The sequence below is a fragment of the Chloroflexota bacterium genome (assembly GCA_009840355.1).
Taxonomy (GTDB): domain Bacteria; phylum Chloroflexota; class Dehalococcoidia; order Lucifugimonadales; family JADFKI01; genus Bin90.
In genome coordinates this window covers 15861-34064 of record VXNZ01000044.1, presented here as the reverse complement: position 1 = coordinate 34064, position 18204 = coordinate 15861, and the positions used below count along the sequence as shown (strand labels likewise).

32 protein-coding genes are annotated in these 18204 nt (G+C 59.3%); all 32 read right to left on the bottom strand.

Annotated elements, in window-relative coordinates:
• Positions 1-23 precede the first annotated feature (23 nt).
• The 32 genes from F4X57_11460 to rpsJ all read right to left on the bottom strand — a co-directional run bounded on the left by F4X57_11460 (position 24) and on the right by rpsJ (position 18164).
• The gene (locus F4X57_11460; protein ID MYC07766.1) at positions 24-377 is read right to left on the bottom strand and encodes a 50S ribosomal protein L17; all 354 of its coding nucleotides are present in this window, start codon (positions 375-377) and stop codon (positions 24-26) included.
• 124 nt (positions 378-501) lie between these two features.
• Entirely contained in the window at positions 502-1530 is a 1029-nt protein-coding gene (locus F4X57_11455; GenBank protein ID MYC07765.1) for a DNA-directed RNA polymerase subunit alpha, read from the bottom strand.
• A gap of 72 nt (positions 1531-1602) precedes the next feature.
• Positions 1603-2238 carry a 30S ribosomal protein S4 gene (rpsD, locus tag F4X57_11450; GenBank protein MYC07764.1) on the bottom strand — a complete coding sequence of 212 codons (636 nt, stop codon included), beginning with the start codon at positions 2236-2238 and terminating at the stop codon, positions 1603-1605.
• Positions 2239-2367: 129 nt separating this feature from the next.
• Complete coding sequence (locus F4X57_11445; GenBank protein MYC07763.1) at positions 2368-3327, bottom strand: hypothetical protein; 960 nt, start codon at positions 3325-3327, stop codon at positions 2368-2370.
• 27 nt (positions 3328-3354) lie between these two features.
• Positions 3355-3741, bottom strand: a complete 387-nt coding sequence (gene rpsK / locus F4X57_11440) for a 30S ribosomal protein S11 (GenBank protein ID MYC07762.1) — start codon at positions 3739-3741, stop codon at positions 3355-3357.
• 57 nt (positions 3742-3798) lie between these two features.
• Positions 3799-4182 (bottom strand): 30S ribosomal protein S13, encoded by a 384-nt coding sequence (gene rpsM, locus F4X57_11435; GenBank protein MYC07761.1) that lies wholly within the window; start codon positions 4180-4182, stop codon positions 3799-3801.
• 10 nt (positions 4183-4192) lie between these two features.
• Positions 4193-4306, bottom strand: a complete 114-nt coding sequence (gene rpmJ / locus F4X57_11430; protein MYC07760.1) for a 50S ribosomal protein L36 — start codon at positions 4304-4306, stop codon at positions 4193-4195.
• A gap of 170 nt (positions 4307-4476) precedes the next feature.
• On the bottom strand, positions 4477-4695 hold the full coding sequence (gene infA, locus F4X57_11425; protein ID MYC07759.1) for a translation initiation factor IF-1: 219 nt from the start codon (positions 4693-4695) through the stop codon (positions 4477-4479).
• A gap of 122 nt (positions 4696-4817) precedes the next feature.
• A complete protein-coding gene (gene map, locus F4X57_11420) occupies positions 4818-5621 on the bottom strand; it encodes a type I methionyl aminopeptidase (protein ID MYC07758.1) in 804 nt (267 codons plus the stop codon).
• A gap of 67 nt (positions 5622-5688) precedes the next feature.
• On the bottom strand, positions 5689-6327 hold the full coding sequence (locus F4X57_11415; protein ID MYC07757.1) for an adenylate kinase: 639 nt from the start codon (positions 6325-6327) through the stop codon (positions 5689-5691).
• A 111-nt stretch (positions 6328-6438) separates the two neighbouring features.
• Positions 6439-7779, bottom strand: a complete 1341-nt coding sequence (gene secY / locus F4X57_11410; GenBank protein ID MYC07756.1) for a preprotein translocase subunit SecY — start codon at positions 7777-7779, stop codon at positions 6439-6441.
• A complete protein-coding gene (locus tag F4X57_11405; protein ID MYC07755.1) occupies positions 7779-8228 on the bottom strand; it encodes a 50S ribosomal protein L15 in 450 nt (149 codons plus the stop codon). The genes secY and F4X57_11405 overlap by 1 nt, the downstream gene beginning before the upstream one ends.
• Before the next feature lie 127 nt (positions 8229-8355).
• Entirely contained in the window at positions 8356-8538 is a 183-nt protein-coding gene (gene rpmD, locus F4X57_11400) for a 50S ribosomal protein L30 (GenBank protein MYC07754.1), read from the bottom strand.
• 125 nt (positions 8539-8663) lie between these two features.
• Positions 8664-9467, bottom strand: coding sequence for a 30S ribosomal protein S5 (locus F4X57_11395; protein MYC07753.1), 804 nt, complete (start codon positions 9465-9467; stop codon positions 8664-8666).
• A gap of 6 nt (positions 9468-9473) precedes the next feature.
• The gene (locus F4X57_11390) at positions 9474-9842 is read right to left on the bottom strand and encodes a 50S ribosomal protein L18 (GenBank protein MYC07752.1); all 369 of its coding nucleotides are present in this window, start codon (positions 9840-9842) and stop codon (positions 9474-9476) included.
• Positions 9843-9915: 73 nt separating this feature from the next.
• Positions 9916-10458, bottom strand: coding sequence for a 50S ribosomal protein L6 (locus F4X57_11385; GenBank protein ID MYC07751.1), 543 nt, complete (start codon positions 10456-10458; stop codon positions 9916-9918).
• 9 nt (positions 10459-10467) lie between these two features.
• A complete protein-coding gene (rpsH, locus tag F4X57_11380) occupies positions 10468-10869 on the bottom strand; it encodes a 30S ribosomal protein S8 (GenBank protein ID MYC07750.1) in 402 nt (133 codons plus the stop codon).
• Positions 10870-10910: 41 nt separating this feature from the next.
• Positions 10911-11216 carry a 30S ribosomal protein S14 gene (gene rpsN / locus F4X57_11375; protein MYC07749.1) on the bottom strand — a complete coding sequence of 102 codons (306 nt, stop codon included), beginning with the start codon at positions 11214-11216 and terminating at the stop codon, positions 10911-10913.
• Positions 11217-11327: 111 nt separating this feature from the next.
• Positions 11328-11882: a 50S ribosomal protein L5 gene (gene rplE / locus F4X57_11370; protein ID MYC07748.1), complete on the bottom strand. Its 555-nt coding sequence runs from the start codon at positions 11880-11882 to the stop codon at positions 11328-11330.
• A 61-nt stretch (positions 11883-11943) separates the two neighbouring features.
• On the bottom strand, positions 11944-12258 hold the full coding sequence (locus F4X57_11365) for a 50S ribosomal protein L24 (GenBank protein MYC07747.1): 315 nt from the start codon (positions 12256-12258) through the stop codon (positions 11944-11946).
• Complete coding sequence (gene rplN / locus F4X57_11360; GenBank protein ID MYC07746.1) at positions 12258-12626, bottom strand: 50S ribosomal protein L14; 369 nt, start codon at positions 12624-12626, stop codon at positions 12258-12260. The genes F4X57_11365 and rplN overlap by 1 nt, the downstream gene beginning before the upstream one ends.
• Complete coding sequence (rpsQ, locus tag F4X57_11355; GenBank protein MYC07745.1) at positions 12623-13024, bottom strand: 30S ribosomal protein S17; 402 nt, start codon at positions 13022-13024, stop codon at positions 12623-12625. Before rpsQ ends, rplN begins: the two co-directional genes overlap by 4 nt.
• Positions 13021-13227: a 50S ribosomal protein L29 gene (locus tag F4X57_11350; GenBank protein MYC07744.1), complete on the bottom strand. Its 207-nt coding sequence runs from the start codon at positions 13225-13227 to the stop codon at positions 13021-13023. The genes rpsQ and F4X57_11350 overlap by 4 nt, the downstream gene beginning before the upstream one ends.
• 54 nt (positions 13228-13281) lie before the next feature.
• Complete coding sequence (gene rplP / locus F4X57_11345; GenBank protein ID MYC07743.1) at positions 13282-13695, bottom strand: 50S ribosomal protein L16; 414 nt, start codon at positions 13693-13695, stop codon at positions 13282-13284.
• 1 nt (position 13696) lies between these two features.
• Positions 13697-14527 carry a 30S ribosomal protein S3 gene (gene rpsC / locus F4X57_11340; GenBank protein MYC07742.1) on the bottom strand — a complete coding sequence of 277 codons (831 nt, stop codon included), beginning with the start codon at positions 14525-14527 and terminating at the stop codon, positions 13697-13699.
• A gap of 1 nt (position 14528) precedes the next feature.
• Positions 14529-14867 (bottom strand): 50S ribosomal protein L22, encoded by a 339-nt coding sequence (locus tag F4X57_11335; GenBank protein MYC07741.1) that lies wholly within the window; start codon positions 14865-14867, stop codon positions 14529-14531.
• 155 nt (positions 14868-15022) lie between these two features.
• Complete coding sequence (gene rpsS / locus F4X57_11330) at positions 15023-15307, bottom strand: 30S ribosomal protein S19 (GenBank protein ID MYC07740.1); 285 nt, start codon at positions 15305-15307, stop codon at positions 15023-15025.
• A 9-nt stretch (positions 15308-15316) separates the two neighbouring features.
• A complete protein-coding gene (rplB, locus tag F4X57_11325; protein MYC07739.1) occupies positions 15317-16150 on the bottom strand; it encodes a 50S ribosomal protein L2 in 834 nt (277 codons plus the stop codon).
• 15 nt (positions 16151-16165) lie between these two features.
• Positions 16166-16456 (bottom strand): 50S ribosomal protein L23, encoded by a 291-nt coding sequence (locus F4X57_11320; GenBank protein ID MYC07738.1) that lies wholly within the window; start codon positions 16454-16456, stop codon positions 16166-16168.
• Positions 16456-17106 carry a 50S ribosomal protein L4 gene (rplD, locus tag F4X57_11315; protein MYC07737.1) on the bottom strand — a complete coding sequence of 217 codons (651 nt, stop codon included), beginning with the start codon at positions 17104-17106 and terminating at the stop codon, positions 16456-16458. The genes F4X57_11320 and rplD overlap by 1 nt, the downstream gene beginning before the upstream one ends.
• A gap of 23 nt (positions 17107-17129) precedes the next feature.
• Positions 17130-17762: a 50S ribosomal protein L3 gene (locus F4X57_11310; GenBank protein ID MYC07736.1), complete on the bottom strand. Its 633-nt coding sequence runs from the start codon at positions 17760-17762 to the stop codon at positions 17130-17132.
• A gap of 84 nt (positions 17763-17846) precedes the next feature.
• A complete protein-coding gene (gene rpsJ / locus F4X57_11305; GenBank protein ID MYC07735.1) occupies positions 17847-18164 on the bottom strand; it encodes a 30S ribosomal protein S10 in 318 nt (105 codons plus the stop codon).
• Between the last annotated feature and the right edge of the window lie 40 nt (positions 18165-18204).

Below are 18204 nucleotides of genomic sequence, written 5' to 3'. Positions count from 1 at the left end.
CCCCGAAGGGAGAAGGAACTTCGCTATGGCATAAGTTCTAGGACAGCCATTGGTGCGGCGTCACCCTTGCGGGGTCCTAGCTTGGTGATGCGCGTGTAGCCGCCGGGCCTGTCTTCGTAGCGGTCGGCTAATTCGTCGAACACCTTTCTCAGCACATCGTCGTCGGTCAGGAACGCGGCGGCTTGTCTGCGGTCGTGCAGCGTCCCGTGCTTGCCGCGCGTAATGACCTTCTCCGCGAGCGGGCGCACTTCGCGCGCCTTCGCTTCCGTTGTCCTAATGCTCTCATGCCTGAGCAGGTCCGTAACCATCCCGCGCAGCATCAGCATGCGGTGCGCGGTCGGGCGGTTTAGCTTTCTTCCCGAGAGGCGGTGTCTCATTGTCGTCCTCTCTACTCCTAATCAGTATGTTGTCTTGGAAATTTCTATTGAATGTATTTCAGATTGCCCCATCTTATACCTTTCCCATAGGGGTTAGGGGTAGGGAATGTCAAGGGACATGAGGCTATTCTTCGACGGCCGCGACGGCTTGCTCTTCGTCTTCTTCAATGTTCTGCGGGTCGAGATTTTCGGGCAGCAGATCCATTGCGCGAAGCTGGTCGAACAACTCGGCGTATGACTTCTCGCCAAAGTTGCGAATGGCTATCAGTTCTTCCTTGGACTTCTCAAGCACTTCGCCAACCTTGTCGATGCCGGCGCGCTTGAGGCAGTTCAGCGTCCTTGATGACAGTTGCAGCGTCTCGACGGTTACGTTGTACTTCTCCGGCGATATGCTCGGAATTAGCACCGGGCTGCCTGCCTCGCTGGAATCCATCTGCACTTTGGCGAACAGGAAGAACTTGTTCATCAGTACTTCGCCGGACTGCCGCAGCGCGTCGAGTGGTTCGACTGTGCCGTCTGTCCATACTTCGATGACGAGCCGTTCGTAGTCGGTTCGCTGCCCGACGCGCGTCGGCTCTACGCGATAATTGACCTTGCGAATAGGCGTGAAAACGGCATCCACGGGCAGCGTGCCGATGACTTGGTCGCTGCCGCTTGTGGCTTCCTTGTAGCCGACGCCCTGTTCGACATTGAACTCGACGGCGAGCTTTGCCTCCGGCGAATCGAGTGTCGCCAAGTGCAGCTCAGGGTTGACCACCTCGAAGTTTGATGACGCCATTATGTCGGCGGCGCACACCTCGCCCTCACCTGCGACTTCCAGCCGCAACTTGCCGGGCCGGTCCGTCTCGGAGCGCAGGCGAATGCCTTTGACATTCAGCAGGAACTCGGAGACCTCTTCCTTCATGTGGGGTATCGTGGCGTACTCATGCAGCACGTCTTCGATCTTAATCCAGGTTATAGCCGTGCCGGTAAGCGAGCCGTAAAGCACGCGGCGCAGAGGATTGCCGAGCGTCATGCCGAAGCCCGGCTCCAGCGGCTCGATCGCGAACTTGCCATACCTGTCCGCGGATTCGATCTGATTTATCTCGGTAGTGATTTCTATTTCTTCTTCTTCTTGGATGTCAGAAAGTGCGAATGTGTAATCCAAGACCATATAGTGCATCTCCTGTCCGCGCTATGAGCGCCGTATCACGGTGGTGCAATTGCAGTTCGACGAGTGGCGGCGCTACTTCGAGTAGAACTCCACAACTAGGCGCACATCGATATTCGTGTCGATTTCGGACGGGTCCGGAAGCGCGACCATCTCACCGGCGCGCTTTCCGGCGTCCAGCCGCAGCCAGATAGGCACGGTCCGCTTGGGCGGACCCTCCGTCAGGTCCTGGATGAACTGCGGCACGCTGCCGTTGGAGCCACCGCGCTTCCAAGCGATGACATCGCCCGGCTGCACGAGGTACGACGGGATGTCCATGCGCCTGCCGTTCACCGTGAAGTGGCTGTGGTTGACGAGCTGGCGTGCGTGCTGCCGCGACTCTGCGAAGGAAAGGCGGAACACCACATTGTCCAAGCGCGTCTCGAGCAGCTGCAGCAGCGTATCGCCGGTGACGCCGGGGTTTTCCCGCGCCATCTCGAAGTACTTCCTGAACTGCTTTTCGAGCACGCCATAAGTGAAGCGCGCCTTCTGCTTCTCACGGAGCTGGAGCGCCCAGTCGGACGAGCGCCTGCGCCGCGGAATGCTGTCTCCGGGCGGCTTCCTGCGGCGCTCCACAGCGCATCGGGGCGTGTAGCAGCGCTCGCCTTTGAGGTAAAGTTTTTCCCCAATTCGGCGGCACTGTCGGCATACTGCATCGGTGTATCTTGCCATTTCTTCTCTTCTTCACCCTCCAAAGGATGTTTGTTGAGCGGGGGCCCCGCCATCCTAGCCTCTTCCCCCATTAAGGGGAAGGGATTTTTTGTTTGACGCCTTCTCCGCCAATGGGGAAGGGACTAAATCCTATCCATCCTGTAAATCAGGTTGACTTCCGTTTCGCGGCGCGAAGCCCAGTTCTTGGCTTAGCGTGTCTATGTCGTAGTCTTCTTTGCGCGCTCGCAGGTCGAGGTATATCAGTGCGCCGACAGTTGCGGCTATCGGTACAACAATCGCATTCGTCAGCATTCCTAGTAGCGCATTCGCCGCCTGCGTTATAACCCCTTCATTTCCTATTAGCATCATCGGAACTGTTAGCAGCAGCGTCAACACGATAGACAGTCCAAAGACTACAAGCGTCATCAGTATCAATGCCGCGAATGTTCTCCACCAATTTCCGCGCACCAACTCAAAACTTCGCTTCAATGCCGACATCGGTTTGTAGCCTTCTATCACAACCGCCGACACATCCACAGACCAGTAGATTATCAGCACAATTATGACTATGCCGGGCACAATGAACAGCACTAAGCCCGCTACCATTAGCACGATTAAGCCAAACAGCAACAAACCTAGAATGACAAGCGAAAGCACTCGCCACCAAGCCCTGCCATAGCACACGCCTACATCTATCCGTCCGGTTGCGTACTGCATAGCAACCGCCACTACGGTTACCCCGCTTGCGAAGGTTTGCAGGATCAGCGTTGCGATGAACAAACTAGCCACCGAAGTCGCAAATCCGACAATCTCATCGCTTGTCAGAGGTTCGGGTAGTTCCTGCGTATCCGTCATCGAATACGTCGCAGTCTCCGGTAAGGACGCTCGCGGGTCGCCCATGAAGTTGACTTGAAGGCGCTCTAGGTCTTCTGCCTCGGGCAGACTGTCCGCCATAGCGAACCCCAAGACTGCCAAAGGAACTTGGACTATCAGCGCAATCAGGAAGAGTTTCCGAAAGTGTCTGGCATAGATGCCGAGGCACTCCCCGACAATCTCGAACGGGCTGCGTTTGAACGGTGACTGATGTGTGGGCTGCTCCGGCTGTTCCACTTGTTATGCCTGTTCGCTTTGCTGCGGCTATACGCGCCGCCGCTTGCGAGGTCGCGCGCCGTTGTGCGGGATGGGCGTAACATCGCGGATGCTCGTTACCAGCAAGCCTTGCGCTTGCAGCGTGCGGATAGCGGCCTCTCTGCCGGCGCCGGGTCCCCTGACGAAGACTTCTATTTGGCGCAATCCGTTGTCGCGGGCTTTGCGCGCTGCGTCTTCTGCGGCGCGCTGTGCGGCGAACGCCGTTGACTTACGCGATCCGCGAAAGCCTGCCGTGCCTGAGCTGCCCCAGCAGATGACATTGCCTTCCGGGTCCACCAGCGTGATTATTGTGTTGTTAAATGTGGATTGTATGTATGCCTTCCCGATTGGGATGGACCTGCGCTCTCTGCGCCTGGTTCGCGGTCTTCGCGGCATTCTGCCTTGCCTTTCCGTGATTGTTGTCCGTAGAGATAAAATTGTGCAATTGGCGCGCTACTTGGTAGTGGAGCGCTGGCCGCGTCCGGCTACGGTCTGGCGTCTGCCGCGCTTGGTGCGGGCGTTCGTGCGTGTGCGCTGCCCGCGCGATGGTAGTCCACGCCGGTGGCGCAAGCCGCGGTATGTGCCCACATCCATCAGGCGGCGAATGTTCATGTCCACCTCGCGCCGCAGGTCGCCTTCGACCATCTTCTCGCGGTCAACGATTTCCCTGATTCGCGTCAGGTCGGTCTCGTCGAGTTCGCGCACTCGCGGATTGCCCACGATGCCTGCCTTGTCCACGATGTCCTTCGCCTGATAGGGACCAATGCCGTAGATACTGCGCAAGGAGATTTCCACGCGCTTGTTGTCGGGGATATTTACGCCGGATACAATCGCCATTGCGTCCCTCCTAGCCTTGACGCTGCTTGTGCTTCGGATTCTCGCAAATAATCAGAACTCTGCCGCGCCGCCTTATCACGCGGCACTTGGCGCACCTGATTTTGACCGATGCTGATACTTTCATGCTGATTGCCTTTCCTGCTGCCGCATATCCACTGCCAAATTCCGCCTAATCAGCGCGCGATTGGGGCGCAAATCAGGCGAATCTTGCAGATTTGCCCCGTATGAAGTGTGAACATGCCCCACCATGCGCTTGGCATGGCATTTTGGGCATTGCGGACAGCCCGATTGTGGTTACTTGAAGCGGTAGGTTATCCTGCCCCTTGCGAGATCGTAGGGCGACAGTTCCACCAGAACTTTGTCGCCGGGCAGTACTCGAATGAAGTTGATGCGTATTTTGCCGGACACATACGCCATCACTTCGTGCCCATTAGCCAGCTCCACGCGGAAACTGGCGTTAGGCAGAGACTCCGTTACAGTGCCTTCGACCTCGATGGTTTCCCTTTTTGGCATACACTCTCCCTTGAGTGCCATTCGTGGGCGGCGTTCTTCGTCCGCTCGCCCGTTGTCATTTCGTTTTCCCGCCAATCGTATTCTTGGCTATTGCCTTTACCATTGCTGCGGGTAGGTTCGTTCTAAAAGTAATACCCTTCCGGCGTAGTCAGCACTTCGGGTCCCTTCTGCGTTATCGCTATAGTGTCCTCAAAGTGCGCCGAAAGTTTGCCGTCCGCGGTGACGACAGTCCAGCCGTCCGGAAGCTCCAAAGTCTCCCTTGTGCCGATGTTCAGCATAGGTTCGATGGCGATTGCCATACCCTTTCTGAGCAGCGCTCCGCGTCCCGGTCTGCCGTAGTTCGGAACTTGCGGATTTTCGTGCAACGAGCGCCCGATGCCGTGTCCGACATACTTGCGCACCACGCCGTATCCTAGACCTTCGGCGTAAGTCTGCACCGCGTTGCCGATGTCGCCTACGCGCGCTCCCACCTTTGCCTGCGCTATGGCGCGCTTCAGGGATTCGCGCGTGTCGTCGATTAGCCGCTGCGCTTCGTCCGATATGTCGCCTACGCCTACGGTGAATGCGCTGTCGCCGTGAAAGCCCTTGACTATCGCGCCGACATCCACGCTGAATATGTCCCCGTCTTGCAGAACTCTGCTGCCCGGGATGCCGTGTACAATCTCCTCGTTTACCGAAGCGCAAATCGTGCCGCTAAAGGGAGTCGGTCCGCCGGCGTCATATCCCTTGAATGCCGGAATAGCACCCATCTTGCGTATCACATCTTCGGCGATTTGGTCCAGCTCGCCGGTGGTTACGCCGGGCCTGACCGCCTCCTTAACGTGAAATTTGGCTTCCGCGACGACCTTGCCAGCCTGCCGCATTAGACCAATCTCTCGGTCTGACTTAATCGTTATGCCATCTGCTCTTTGCCGCAAGGTAATCATCTTTCACTGCAATGCTAATCCCGAACATTTATTATAGCAAATTAAGTTTACGCATTGCGTAGCCGTTTCAGCGGAGCGCGTCCACGAGTTGGGCGCCAACGGCGTCAATTGTGCCTTTTCCGTCAATCTCGCGCAGCACGCCGGAACCACGGTAGTGTCCCACGAGCGGCTCAGTCTCATCGAAATAGACCCGCAGCCTATTTTTTACCACTTCTGGCTTGTCGTCGTCTCGCTGGTAAAGTACGCCGCCTTCGAAGTCGCACCTGCCCTCGATTTTGGGCGGTGATGCTAGCAGGTGATACGGCGTTTGGCATATAGGGCAGATGAAGCGTCCGGCGAGCCGCCGCACTAGTTCGTCTGCCGCAACATTGACATACAGCACGCGGTCTAGACCGCCGCTCGGCTCTAGCGCGCTATCGAGCGCTTCCGCTTGCGGTAGTGTGCGCGGGAAGCCGTCCAGTACGAAGCCGCCGTCCTGCTCTGGCGCATTAATCCACGACATGACCAGCCGTATTGTGACATCGTCCGGCACCAGCTCGCCCTTGTCCATGTACGACTTGGCGAGCAAGCCCAACTCCGTCTCGTTGCGCAGGTTTTCGCGGAACAAGTCGCCCGACGCCGCGCGTGTCACGCCCAGTTCGTCGGCGACACGCGCCGCTTGTGTCCCTTTGCCCGCGCCCGGCGGTCCCAAGAGTATGACTTTCACTTACGCTTGTTTCCCTATTCGGCGCTCTGCGCCTATCTACCTGTTATGTGTCTTATACCCCCTTGATAGGAGGGTTCGTATGCGAATGAGCCGAGCTATGCCCACCTCAGCCTATCTGATAAACCCTTCGTAGTTACGCATCAGGAGCTGGGCTTCCAATTGTCGCATCGTGTCGAGGGCGACGCCCACCATGATGAGCAGGCTCGTGCTGCTGAGCGTGAGAGAGCGCACATCGGTGGCGTATGTTACGAAGAAGGGTAGGATGGCGACGATGCCCAAGAACAGAGCGCCGCCCCAGGTGATTCGCACCAGCACGCGCGTCAGATAATCCTGCGTCGGCTGACCGGGTCTGATGCCGGGGATGAAGCCGCCGTTTCGCTGTAGGTTGCCCGATAAGTCCTGTTGCTGGAAGGTTACCAGCGTGTAGAAGAAGGTGAATATCACGACTAAGACGAACACCAGCGCCCAGTATGGGAACGCCGACGGGTCTAGGCTGTCCGCGAAGAACCGCGCGATGCGCGAACCGAAGTCGTCGCTCAGCGGGTTTCGGAAGTAGCTGGCAATCGTGCCGGGCAGAATGACGATGGAAAACGCGAAAATAAGCGGAATCATGCCAGCCGAGTTCACGCGCAAGGGCAGGAATGTGGAGCCGGATTGCCGCTGCATCCTGCCGCCACGGAACACGCTGCGCCCGTACTGTACCGGAACGCGCCGCTGCGCTTCGGTGAACAGCACAATGGCATAGATTACGATGAAGGTGAACGCCGCCAGTAGCAGCAGTCCCTCGCCCTGCTGACTTTGCAGCAAACCTTGACCGATGATTCGTGGGAAACTCGCCACGATGCCGCCGAATATGATGAGCGAGATGCCGTTGCCCAGTCCGCGCTCGGTTATGAGCTCGCCCAGCCATACCAGGAACATCGTGCCCGCGATCATCGATGCGACCATTGCCAGCGTGGGCAGATTGAAGCCGAAATCGATGAATGGCAGCACGCCCGCCTGCTGCAGCAATGTGAGCTGCCCCCACGCTTGAAGCGCGGCGATTGGCACGGCGAGGTAGTGCGTGAACTGGTTGATTTTCTGCCGGCCGTACTCACCTTCCTGTGAGAGCGCCTTCAGGCTTGGTATGACCGGTACGAGTATCTGCATCACGATGGACGATGTGATGTAGGGATACACGCCCAGCGCCGCAACGCTCAGGTTTGCGAGCGCGCCGCCGCTGAAAAGGTCTAAGAAGCCGAGCAGCGCCTGCGACTCGAACGCCTGCGATAGCGCCTGTGGGTCAACACCCGGCACTGGCACATGCGCCACAAAGCGGAACACGACCAGCATCGCCAGCGTGAACAGAATCTTGCCGCGCAGGTCCGGGACGCGCATGGCGTCGATCATAGACTGGATAAGCTGCGGCCGTGAGACCGCATCCTGCCGTGCCGCCGGCGCTTGGCGCATCATCAGCCTGTCTCCCTAACGCTTCCGCCTGCGGCTTCGATCTTCTGCCGCGCTGATGCGGAGAACTTGTGCGCCGTGACCGTAAGCGGGATGTCAATTTCGCCGCGTCCGAGAATCTTCACAGGTTTGTTGAGCGTCCGCAGCACGCCGGATTCGCGCAGCGTCTCCGGGCTGACTTCGCTGTTTGCCTCAAACTCAGCGGCGAGCTTTTCGACATTGACCACGTTGTAATCCACGCGCCAAATGTTCGTGAAGCCGCGAATGAACGGCAGTTTCTTGGTGAGTGGTAGCTGACCACCCTCGAAGTTGGGTCGCACGCCGCCGCCGCTGCGGGAGTTTTGCCCTTTCATGCCGCGTCCGGCGAAACTGCCGTAGCCGCTGCTGTCGCCGCGTCCGCGCCGTCGCCGCGCCTTCTTCGCGCCCGCCGGCGGCCTGAAATCTTGCTGTTGCATTTTCTGTCCTGTTGCAGAGTGCTTGCTTGTAATCTGTTCGTTGGAAGGTGATTCTTCGTTATGGCCTGGATATTCGTGCAGTATTCGTGAATATGCGTGGTAGGTCGCGCCGTCTTTTCGGCAGCGACTATACCTCTTCGACCTCGACTAGGTGGCGCACCTTGAACACCATGCCTCGAATGGATGGCGTATCGTCGTGAACGACTGTCTGGTGAAGCTTGCGAAGTCCTAGCGCCTCGATGGTGCGGCGCTGGTCTCGCTTATAGCCTATCCCGCTGACCTTCCAAGTTACCGATAGTTTGTTTGCCATTTGGAACTACTTTCCGTGCCAAGTATTAGGACGTATTAGGGCTGGGCGCAACTGCCGTTCACCTTGTTCCTTCCCTCTTGATGGTGGAGATTAGAATGGGGTGAACCGAATGTGCGCACCTTTATCTATTCTTCAGGCGCTTGCGTCGCGGGTGGCGCTGCCGGCGCTGCGGGTGCCGCAGGCGCAGGCGCAGGTGCTACAGGAGCCGGTTCTGCTTGTTCTGCTGCCGCCGCGCGTTGAGCCGCTGCCAGTTGCTGTGCCGCTCGGCGCGCTTGGCGTTGGCGTTGGCGTTCGGCGCGTTCGCGTTCGCGCTGCCTGCCGTATTCGTACAGGTTGCGGCGATTGGCAAACTCCTGCTCCGGGTTCTTCAGCTCCTGCAAACCGTTGAATGTCGCCTTCACCACATTCACCGGATTGGTGCTGCGTCGTACCTTCGTCATAATGTCCTGAATGCCCGCGAGCTCGACGACGGCGCGCACCGAAGCGCCCGCGATTACGCCCGTGCCCGGCTGAGCCGGCTTGAGCATTACCACCGAGCCGATGTACTTCGACAGAACTTCGTGCGGGATGGTGCTGCCCTGACGCGGAACTTCGATGATGTTCTTGCGAGCGTCTGTCGCGCCCTTGCGCACGGCGTCGGGAACGGCGTCCGCCTTGCCCATGCCGATGCCCACATGCCCGTCCATATCGCCCACGACCACGACGGCGTTGAAGCTAAGGTGTCGTCCGCCTTTGACAACTTTGGCGACACGGGAAATCCTGACGACCCTTTCGGTCAACGGAAACTCGTCGTCCTCGCCTTCGCCGTCCCGGTTGCGGTTGTCCCTATCCCTGTCTCTATTTCGGTTGTCCCGATTGCGGTTATCACTGCGGTTGCGGTTGTCGCCACGCCCGCGATTGTCCCTGCCTCGGTCTCTGTCTCGCTGCATCGCCATTTAAAACACCAGTCCTCCCTTGCGGGCTGCATCCGCCAGAGCCTTGACGCGGCCGTGATATTTGTAGCCGCCCCTGTCGAATACGACCTGGCTGATGCCGATTTCTTTTGCGCGTTCGCTGACAAGTTCGCCGACCATCTCGGCGACGCCAGTCTTGCTCTTGCCGTTCTGCTGGCTTCGGACTGCGGATTCCACGCTGGACGCAGCGGCGAGCGTAACGCCCTGCGTATCGTCGATAACCTGTGCGTACACGTGGTTCAGGCTGCGGTAAACGGCCAGCCGAGGTCGTTCCGCCGTGCCGCCAATCTTGCGCCGCACGCGGATGTGCCGCATCACTCTTCTCGCCTTGTTAGTGCGAATCTTCACCATCGCTTTGTTCACTCCTGCCCTAGCCTGAAATGCCCAAGCGGGCATAGGCTAGGCTGGTATTAAGGCTGTTTCGCTACGCCCTTCTGGCGCTCTTGCCCGGCTTTAGGCGCACCTGTTCGCCGAGGTAGCGGATGCCTTTGCCCGTATAGACATTGGGCGGTCGCACCTTGCGGATCTGTGCCGCCAGCTGTCCGACCTTCTGCTTGTCGATGCCGCGCACATGAATGCGGTTGTTGCCTTCAACTTCGAGCGTGATGCCGTCCGGCGGGTCGATGACTACCGGGTGGCTGTACATAACGCTGAGGGAGATGCCTTTGCCGCTTTGCTGCACGCGGTAGCCTACGCCAACGAGTTCGAGGCTTTTGCTGAACCCCTGGCTCACGCCGGTTACCATATTGGCGAGCAGGCTGCGCGTAAGACCGTGCAGCGCGCGGTGAGGTCCCTCGTCGCTTGGTCGCCTGACCAGCACTGCACCGTTGTCCCGCTCTATCGTCATATCTGGGTGGAACGAGTAAGTCAGCACGCCTTGAGCGCCCTTGACCGTAACATCGCTTCCGTCAATATCCACATCAACGCCGGATGGCAGTGTGACGGGCATGTTGCCTATCCTGGACATATTGGCTCCTTACCACACATAGCAGAGGAGTTCTCCGCCTATGTTCTCTCTCCACGCCTGCCGTCCCGTCATCACTCCCTGCGAAGTGGAAAGGATGGCTACACCCAAGCCGCCGTATGGACGGGGAATCTCGCCCTTCTTCACATACACTCGCAAGCCTGGCTTGCTGACGCGCTTGAGCCCGCTTATGGCGGGTTCGTCGCGGTCGCGGTAGTGCAAGTAGATGCGGATGTTTCCCTGTGGCGTGCCCCTGCGATGAACGCTGTATCCCTCGATGAAACCCTCGTTCTTCAGGATTTCGGCGAGCGATTCCTTCATCTTGGATAGCGGCAGCGGCACCGAATCGTGCCCCGCCATAATCGCGTTTCGGATACGGGTCAGCATATCCGATATTGGATCTGTTACTGGCATCTCAATTCCCTTGTCAGTTGCTTGGCTTTCGGCGGTGTTGCTTACCAGCTTGCCTTTCGCACGCCGGGCAGCAAGCCCTTAAGCGCCATTTCGCGGAAGGTGATGCGTGACAGCCCGAAGTGGCGGATGTAACCGCGCGGTCTCCCGGTCATCAGGTCGCGATTGCGGACGCGGTTCGGGTTGGCGTCTCGCGGAAGCAGCGCGAGTTCGTCGCGTGCCTGCGCTCGTTCTTGCTGCGGGCGGCTCATGTCTCGCGCTATCTCAAGCAGTTCGGCACGCCTGGCGGCGTACCGCGCTACAGTCAGCTTGCGCCGATCGTTCTTCGCCTTTGAAGATTCCTTAGCCAATTTTGTCCTGCCTTTTGTAAGGTCAAACTGCGGTCAATTCTAGCTCAAGCCTGTTACCGTCTAGGGCGAGTTACCGTCCAAAGTAGGGGACAGGCTTAATGTGAAATGTGCTTACGCCGCGTCCTGCCGCGATTCTTGGCGCACGAACGGCATGCCCATCAGTTCCAGCAGCCGAAGCCCTTCGGGATCGGAGCGCGCCGTGGTTACGATGACAATCTGCAGCCCGCGGATGCGGTCGATTGAGTTGTAGTCGATTTCGGGGAATATCACTTGCTCGCGTATGCCCAGCGAGTAGTTGCCCCTGCCATCGAACGCGCGCCGCGATACGCCCTGAAAGTCGCGTATTCTAGGCAGCGACGAGCTTATCAGCCTGTCCACGAACTCGTACATGCGCCGTCCGCGCAGCGTTACGCTCACGCCGATGGGCATGCCCTCGCGAATCTTGAAGCCGGCGATGGACTTCTTAGCGCGGGTCGTAACCGGCTTCTGCCCGGCGATTGCGGTCAGGTCGCGGGTTGCGTTTTCAAGCGCGCGCGCGTTCGTCAGCGCCTCGCCAAGCCCGATGTTCAGCGTAACCTTGCTCAGGCGCGGCACCTGCATAGCGCTGGTGTAGCCGAAGTCCTGAATCATCACGGGGCTGATTTCGCTGCGTATCTTTTCCAGCATGCGGGGCGGCGCTTTGGGAGCCGCTCCGTTCTCGTTCTGTGTACTCACTCGCTGGTCCCTCTTACTGTTCGATGATTTCGCCGCTCTTCTTGGAGACGCGCGCTTTGGTACCGTCCGCAAGACGCGTGTAGCCCACGCGTGTGGGCTCGTTCGTGGTCGGGCAAATCAGCTGCACATTGCTGATACGCACCGGCATTTCCTTTTGGATAATGCCACCCTGTCGGATGCCCTGCGTTGGCTTCGTGTGCCGCATGGCGACATTCACACCTTCCACAAGCACCTTGCCGTCCTTCGGCATAACCTGCTGAACGCGCCCGGTTTTGCCGCGGTCTCGCCCTTTGGTGATGATTACCATGTCGTCAGGTCGAAGTCGCATTACAGCACCTCCGGCGCGAGGGATACGATGCGCATGAAATTCTTGTCGCGCAGCTCGCGCGCCACAGGTCCGAAGATGCGTGTGCCGCGTGGCATCTGGTCGTCGTTGACCAGCACCGCCGCGTTGTCGTCGAAGCGAATGTGCGATCCGTCCTGCCTTCGGTGGCTCTTCGTAGTGCGCACGATGACCGCCTTGACAACCTCGCCCTTCCGCACATTGGATGCGGGGGCGGCTTCCTTGACCGATGCGACGATTATGTCGCCGAGCCAAGCGTACTTTCTGCCGCTGCCACCGGGAACACCGATGCAGCTAATCGTCTTTGCGCCGGAGTTGTCCGTAACTCGCAAGCGCGAATACTGCTGAATCATTGTTGTTGTGCCTCCGATCCATCGCCATCGCCGGCGGAATCGTCTTCGTAAGCGACCTTGGCGCTCACATCGGTGCTCGGTCGCGCTTCGGCGATAATGTCACTCTCGTCTGATGCGGTCAGATCTTCCGGCTGCACTTCGGCGAGGTCTTCGCGCTGGAGGATGTCAACCACGCGCCAGCGCTTCGTTTTGGACATCGGGCGACCTTCGCGGATGCGAACCGTGTCGCCGAGCCTGCATTCGTTCTGCGCGTCGTGCGCCATGAAGCGCGTCTCGCGTCTCACCGGCTTGTTGTAGATGCGGTGTGGGCGGCGCCATTCCACAGCGACGACGACGGTCTTATCCATCTTGTCGCTGACCACCTTGCCGATTCTTACCTTGCGTCGTTCGTAACTCATACTGCGCCTGCGGCAAGCTCCCTTTCTCGTATCACGGTCTTGATGCGCGCGATGCGCTTTCGCGCTCTACGCACTTCGTTCATGTCCGCCAACTGCATCGTAGCGGCGCGGAACCTCAGGTTCATGAGCGCCCTGTGCGTATCTTCGAGCTCGTCTTCGAGTTCCTCGTCAGACATCGCTCTGATGTCGTCTATCTCCGCCATTATTGCCAACCTGCCATTCGCCGTTATGCTGCTGATAACGGATCGCTGAATTATCTATATGTTCTGCCGGGTGACGATAGTCGTGCCCATCGGCAGCTTGGATGATGCGAGCCGCAGCGCGTGCTTCGCTGTGTCTTCCGGCACGCCCGCAATCTCGAATAGTACTCTGCCCGGCTTGACCACTGCGACCCAGTGATCGACCGCGCCCTTGCCACTGCCCATGCGGGTCTCCGCGGCGCGCGCCGTAACCGTCTTGTCCGGGAAAATGCGAATCCAGATTTTCCCGCCTCTGCGCGCGTAGCGTGTCATCGCGCGGCGTGCGGCTTCAATCTGTCGCGAGCTGACCCACGCAGCCTCCGTCGCCTTGATTCCGAACTCGCCGTAGTTCATTGTGCTGCCCGATGTGGCGAGTCCTTTGCGCCGTCCTCTGTGGTGATTGCGATACTTGACTCTCTTGGGTTGGAGCATGTTAAACCTCTGCTGTGGGTTCGGTCGGTGGTGCTTCTTGCGCAGGCGGCTCTGCCGGAGCGGCAGGCGCTTGTGCAGGGGGGGCTTCTGCCACAGCCGTTTGAGCTGCGCCATCCGATTCCGCGGATCCGGCCGTGACCGTAACCTCGATGGGCGCGATGGTTTCCGGCGCCACGGGTTCTTCTACGGGAGCCTGCTTCGGCTCTGGCACTATGTCGCCCTTGTATATCCAAACCTTGATGCCGATGACGCCGAACTCTGTCGCCGCCTCTGAGATTGCGTAGTCGATGTCCGCCCGCAGGGTGTGCAGCGGAACTCTGCCTTCCATCGCCTTCTCGCGCCGCGCGATGTCTGCGCCGCCAAGCCTGCCGGAAATCAGCACCTTGATGCCGAGCGCACCGGCTTGCATCGTGCGCAAGACGGTCTGCCGTATCGCGCGCCTGAACGCGACTCGGCGTTCCAGCTGCTCCGCGATATTGCGTCCCACGAGGAAGGCATCCAACTCGGGCTGCCTAATCTCCTGTACATTGAGGCGTGCGCGCCGTGCAGACCGTTGTTCGATGTCTTTGCGCAGTTCTTCCACGCGCTGCCCGCCACGTCCGATGACGATGCCGGGCCGTGCCGTGTGAATCGTAATCACGACATCGTTGCCGCGCTCGATTTCCACGCGGGAAATGCCGGCGTCCGGGTAGCGAGACAGTATGACATCTCGCACTTCGACATCCTGCTTGACGAGGCTGCGGTACTCTTCGGGCTTCGACGCGAACCAGCGAGACTGCCAGTCCTTGCTGATGCCCAGCCTAAACCCTATGGGGTGCGTCTTCTGACCCAACTTACGAGACCTCCTCGTCAACTACAACGGTGATGTGGCTGTTGCGCCGTATGATGCGCGTGATGCGCCCGCGAGCTCGCGCTCTGAAGCGCTTGGCGCGCGGACCTTCGTTCGCGTAAATCTCGGTGATGCGTAGGTCGCTCACTTGCGCCATCAGCTCGTTTTCCGCATTCGCCGCGGCGGAGCTTACCACCTTCGCCACCTGCGCCGCAATCGGCGAAGGCAGGTAGCGCAGCGCGTTCAGCGCATCTTCCACATGCATGCCCCGTATCATGTCTATGATGGGCTTGACCTTCTTCACGGAATAGCCCGTGTTTGTTGCTACTGCTCGGACCGGCATTGTTCAGACTCGCTAAATGTTACTCTTCCATTATTCCCCGATTCGTCGGGAATCCTGTTATCGATAATTGCGATAGGACAGGGCGGTTACTGGATACCCAGTACATTACCGCGATACTTGATACGCGTTACGCTTGATTGGCGATGTGCGGCGTGCTACCTAGCCCTAGTCGCGCGTTCGGAGCGGGAGATATGTCCTCGGAATGTGCGCGTTGGCGCGAACTCGCCGAGCTTGTGCCCGACCATGTTCTCCGTGATGAACAGCGGCACATGCCGGCGTCCGTCGTGAACGGCTATCGTCAGCCCGAGCATGTCGGGCATAATCGTCGATGCGCGTGACCATGTGCGAATTACGGTGCGGCTGCGGCTGTTCTGCGCTGCCGTCACCTTCTTCGCCAGCTTGGGATGCACAAACGGCCCTTTTTTCGTTGACCTAGACATATCTCAACCCTATCTCCGACCTCTGCGCCGCACGATGAACTTATCGGACGGCTTCTTCTTCTTGCGCGTGCGGTAACCCAGCGCGGGCTTGCCCCAAGGCGTCTTAGGGCCCGGCATACCGATGGGCGAACGACCTTCGCCGCCGCCGTGCGGATGGTCGCGCGGGGACATCACAGAACCGCGCACTTGCGGCCGCCAGCCCATATTGCGCTTGCGACCGGCCTTGCCCAGCTTCACATTCTTGTGGTCGAGATTGCTCACCTGACCGACAGTCGCCATGCACTCGCTTAGCACATTGCGCATCTCGCCGGACGGCAGACGCAGCAGCGCGTATTTGCCTTCCTTCGCGAGCAGCTGAGCTGAGCCGCCGGCGCTTCGCACCATTTGCCCGCCTCTGCCGACTTTCATCTCGATGTTGTGCACCTGCGTGCCGTCGCGAATGACGCGCAATGGCAGCGCATTGCCGACGCGCTGTTCCGCGTTCTCGCCCGACTCGATCTTGTCCCCGACGGTCAAGCCGTCCGGCGCGAGGATGTAGCGCCAGTCGCCGTCCGGGTACTTAATCAGCGCGATGCGCGCGGAGCGGTTCGGGTCGTACTCGATGGTAGTAACTTCGCCCGGTATGCCGTGCTTGTCGCGCTTGAAGTCGATGACGCGGTAGCGGCGCTTGTGACCGCCGCCGCGGTGCCGCACCGTGATGCGGCCATGGGAGTTGCGGCCCGCGTTTTTCTTCATCGGGCGCACGAGCGCCTTTTTGGGCTTACGCGTGGTGATGTCGTCCGATGTTGACAGCACTGCGCCGCGCTGCCCCGGTGTTCGTGGATTTAGTGCTCTTAACGGCATTATGTCCGCCTTCGCCTATACGCCTTCAAATATCGTTATCGTGTCGCCGGGTCGGAGCGTTACGATAGCCTTCTTTATCGCCTTCTTCTGCGACATGCGCGGTCCGTAGCGCTTCTTCTTGCCTCGCCTGTTCATTGTGTTCACCTTCGTTACGGTAACGCCGAAGGCTTCCTGCACTGCCCACTTTATCTGGTGCTTGGTTGCAGACCGCGCAACCTCGAACACATAGCGACCGTCGTCCTGAAGGTCTGTGCTCTTCTCGGTGATTACTGGTTTCCTGAGTATCTCGAAGGGATGCAAGTCCATTACGCTTCCTCCTCCGCACCTGCCGTCGCCTGCTTGATGCGCACGAGATCGCCGCCCCACAGCCGCTCCGCCTCGCGCACCGCGTCAACGGAAATCACGACACTCTTCGCGTTTAGCAGGTCAACCGTGTTCAGCAGGTCAACGGGCAGCGTTCGCGTCTTGGGAATGTTTCGCGCGGCGCGTACAACGGCATCGTTCGCGCCGTTGCTGACCAGCAGCACGGAAGAGCCGACTCCCAGCGCGTTGAGCGCCTGCGCTAGTTCCTTCGTCTTCGCAGCCGCGATGCTCAATTCGTCCACCACGATCAGCTGCTGCTCGCGAGCCTTGTCAGACAGCACCATCTTGAGCGCTTGTCGCTTGACGCGCTTTGGCGTTCGTTGCCTGTAGCTGCGCGGCGTAGGACCAAATACGACGCCACCGCCACGCCAAATCGGCGAGCGGATTGAGCCCTGCCTAGCCCTTCCCGTGTACTTCTGCGGTCGGGGCTTTGCGCCGCCACCGGCAACCTCTGAGCGGGTCTTCACCTTGGCGGTGCCCTGCCGCTTGTTCGCCAGCTGTCCTACCATGACCTGGTGCACAAGCGCGGCGTTCATCGGCACGTCGAACAAGTCGTCGAGCACTTCGATGTCTTCCACGACGGCGCCGCTCATATTTCTCACATCTAACTTCACGACTACTTCCTCTTGCCCGCTTTTCTGACGATAACAAGCCCGTTTCGCGCGCCCGGCACAGTGCCCCTGACGAGAACTAGGTTGCGCTCTGCGTCTGCCAGCACAATCTCCAGCCCGCGCGATGTAACCCGTTCGTCTCCCATGTGTCCTGCCATCCGCAGTCCCTTGATCACGCGGCCGGGCGTGCTGCCCGCGCCGACGGAGCCGGGTGCGCGATGTCGGTCGGACTGACCGTGCGTCTTGGGACCGCCGCGGAAGTTGTACCTTCGCACGCCGCCCGCGAATCCGCGTCCTTTGGACTTGCCGGTGACTTCGATCGCCTCGCCCTCCTCGAACAGGCTGGCGTCCAGCGTCTGCCCGATTTCGACTTCGCTAACATCGTCCACGCCCACTTCGCGCAGGTGGCGGAACATCTGCTGCCCGCTTCGCTTGAGGTGTCCGGCGCGTGGCTTGTTCAGCCGCTTGACCGGCTCGAAGCCGAGCTGCACGCTCTCGTAGCCGTCGTTCTCGATCGTCTTCACTTGTGTTACGGTGCAGGGACCAACTTCGATGGCGGTAACGCAATCCGCGCGCCCGTCTTCGTGGAAGACCTGCGTCGTGCCTATTTTCTTGCCAATTAGTGCATGAACCGTCATTGTTGTTCTCTTTATGCGATGGGCGATGTGGGAGGCTCTATGGGCTTGCCCGCCTGCCCTTGCCTATCTCGTTACATGCCGCGTTTAGAGTTTGATCGAAATGTCCACGCCCGCGGGTACATTCAGCCGTGTCAGCGAGTCGATGGTCTTCGATGTCGGCTCCAGAATGTCGATGAGCCGATTGTGCGTGCGCAGCTCGAAGTGCTCGCGCGAGTTCTTGTCAATGTGCGGACCACGAATCACGCAGAAGCGCTTGATTGCCGTAGGCAGTGGCACAGGGCCAGAAACGCGCGCGCCAGTGCGCTCAGCCGCCTCCACAATCTGCCCAGCAGACTGGTCTAGCAGCCTGTGGTCGAATGCCTTCAGTATGATGCGTATCTTTTGGCTGTTGGCTGTAACCATATCGCGCTTCTACCAACTCCCTTGTCGTCTATGCCGTTGC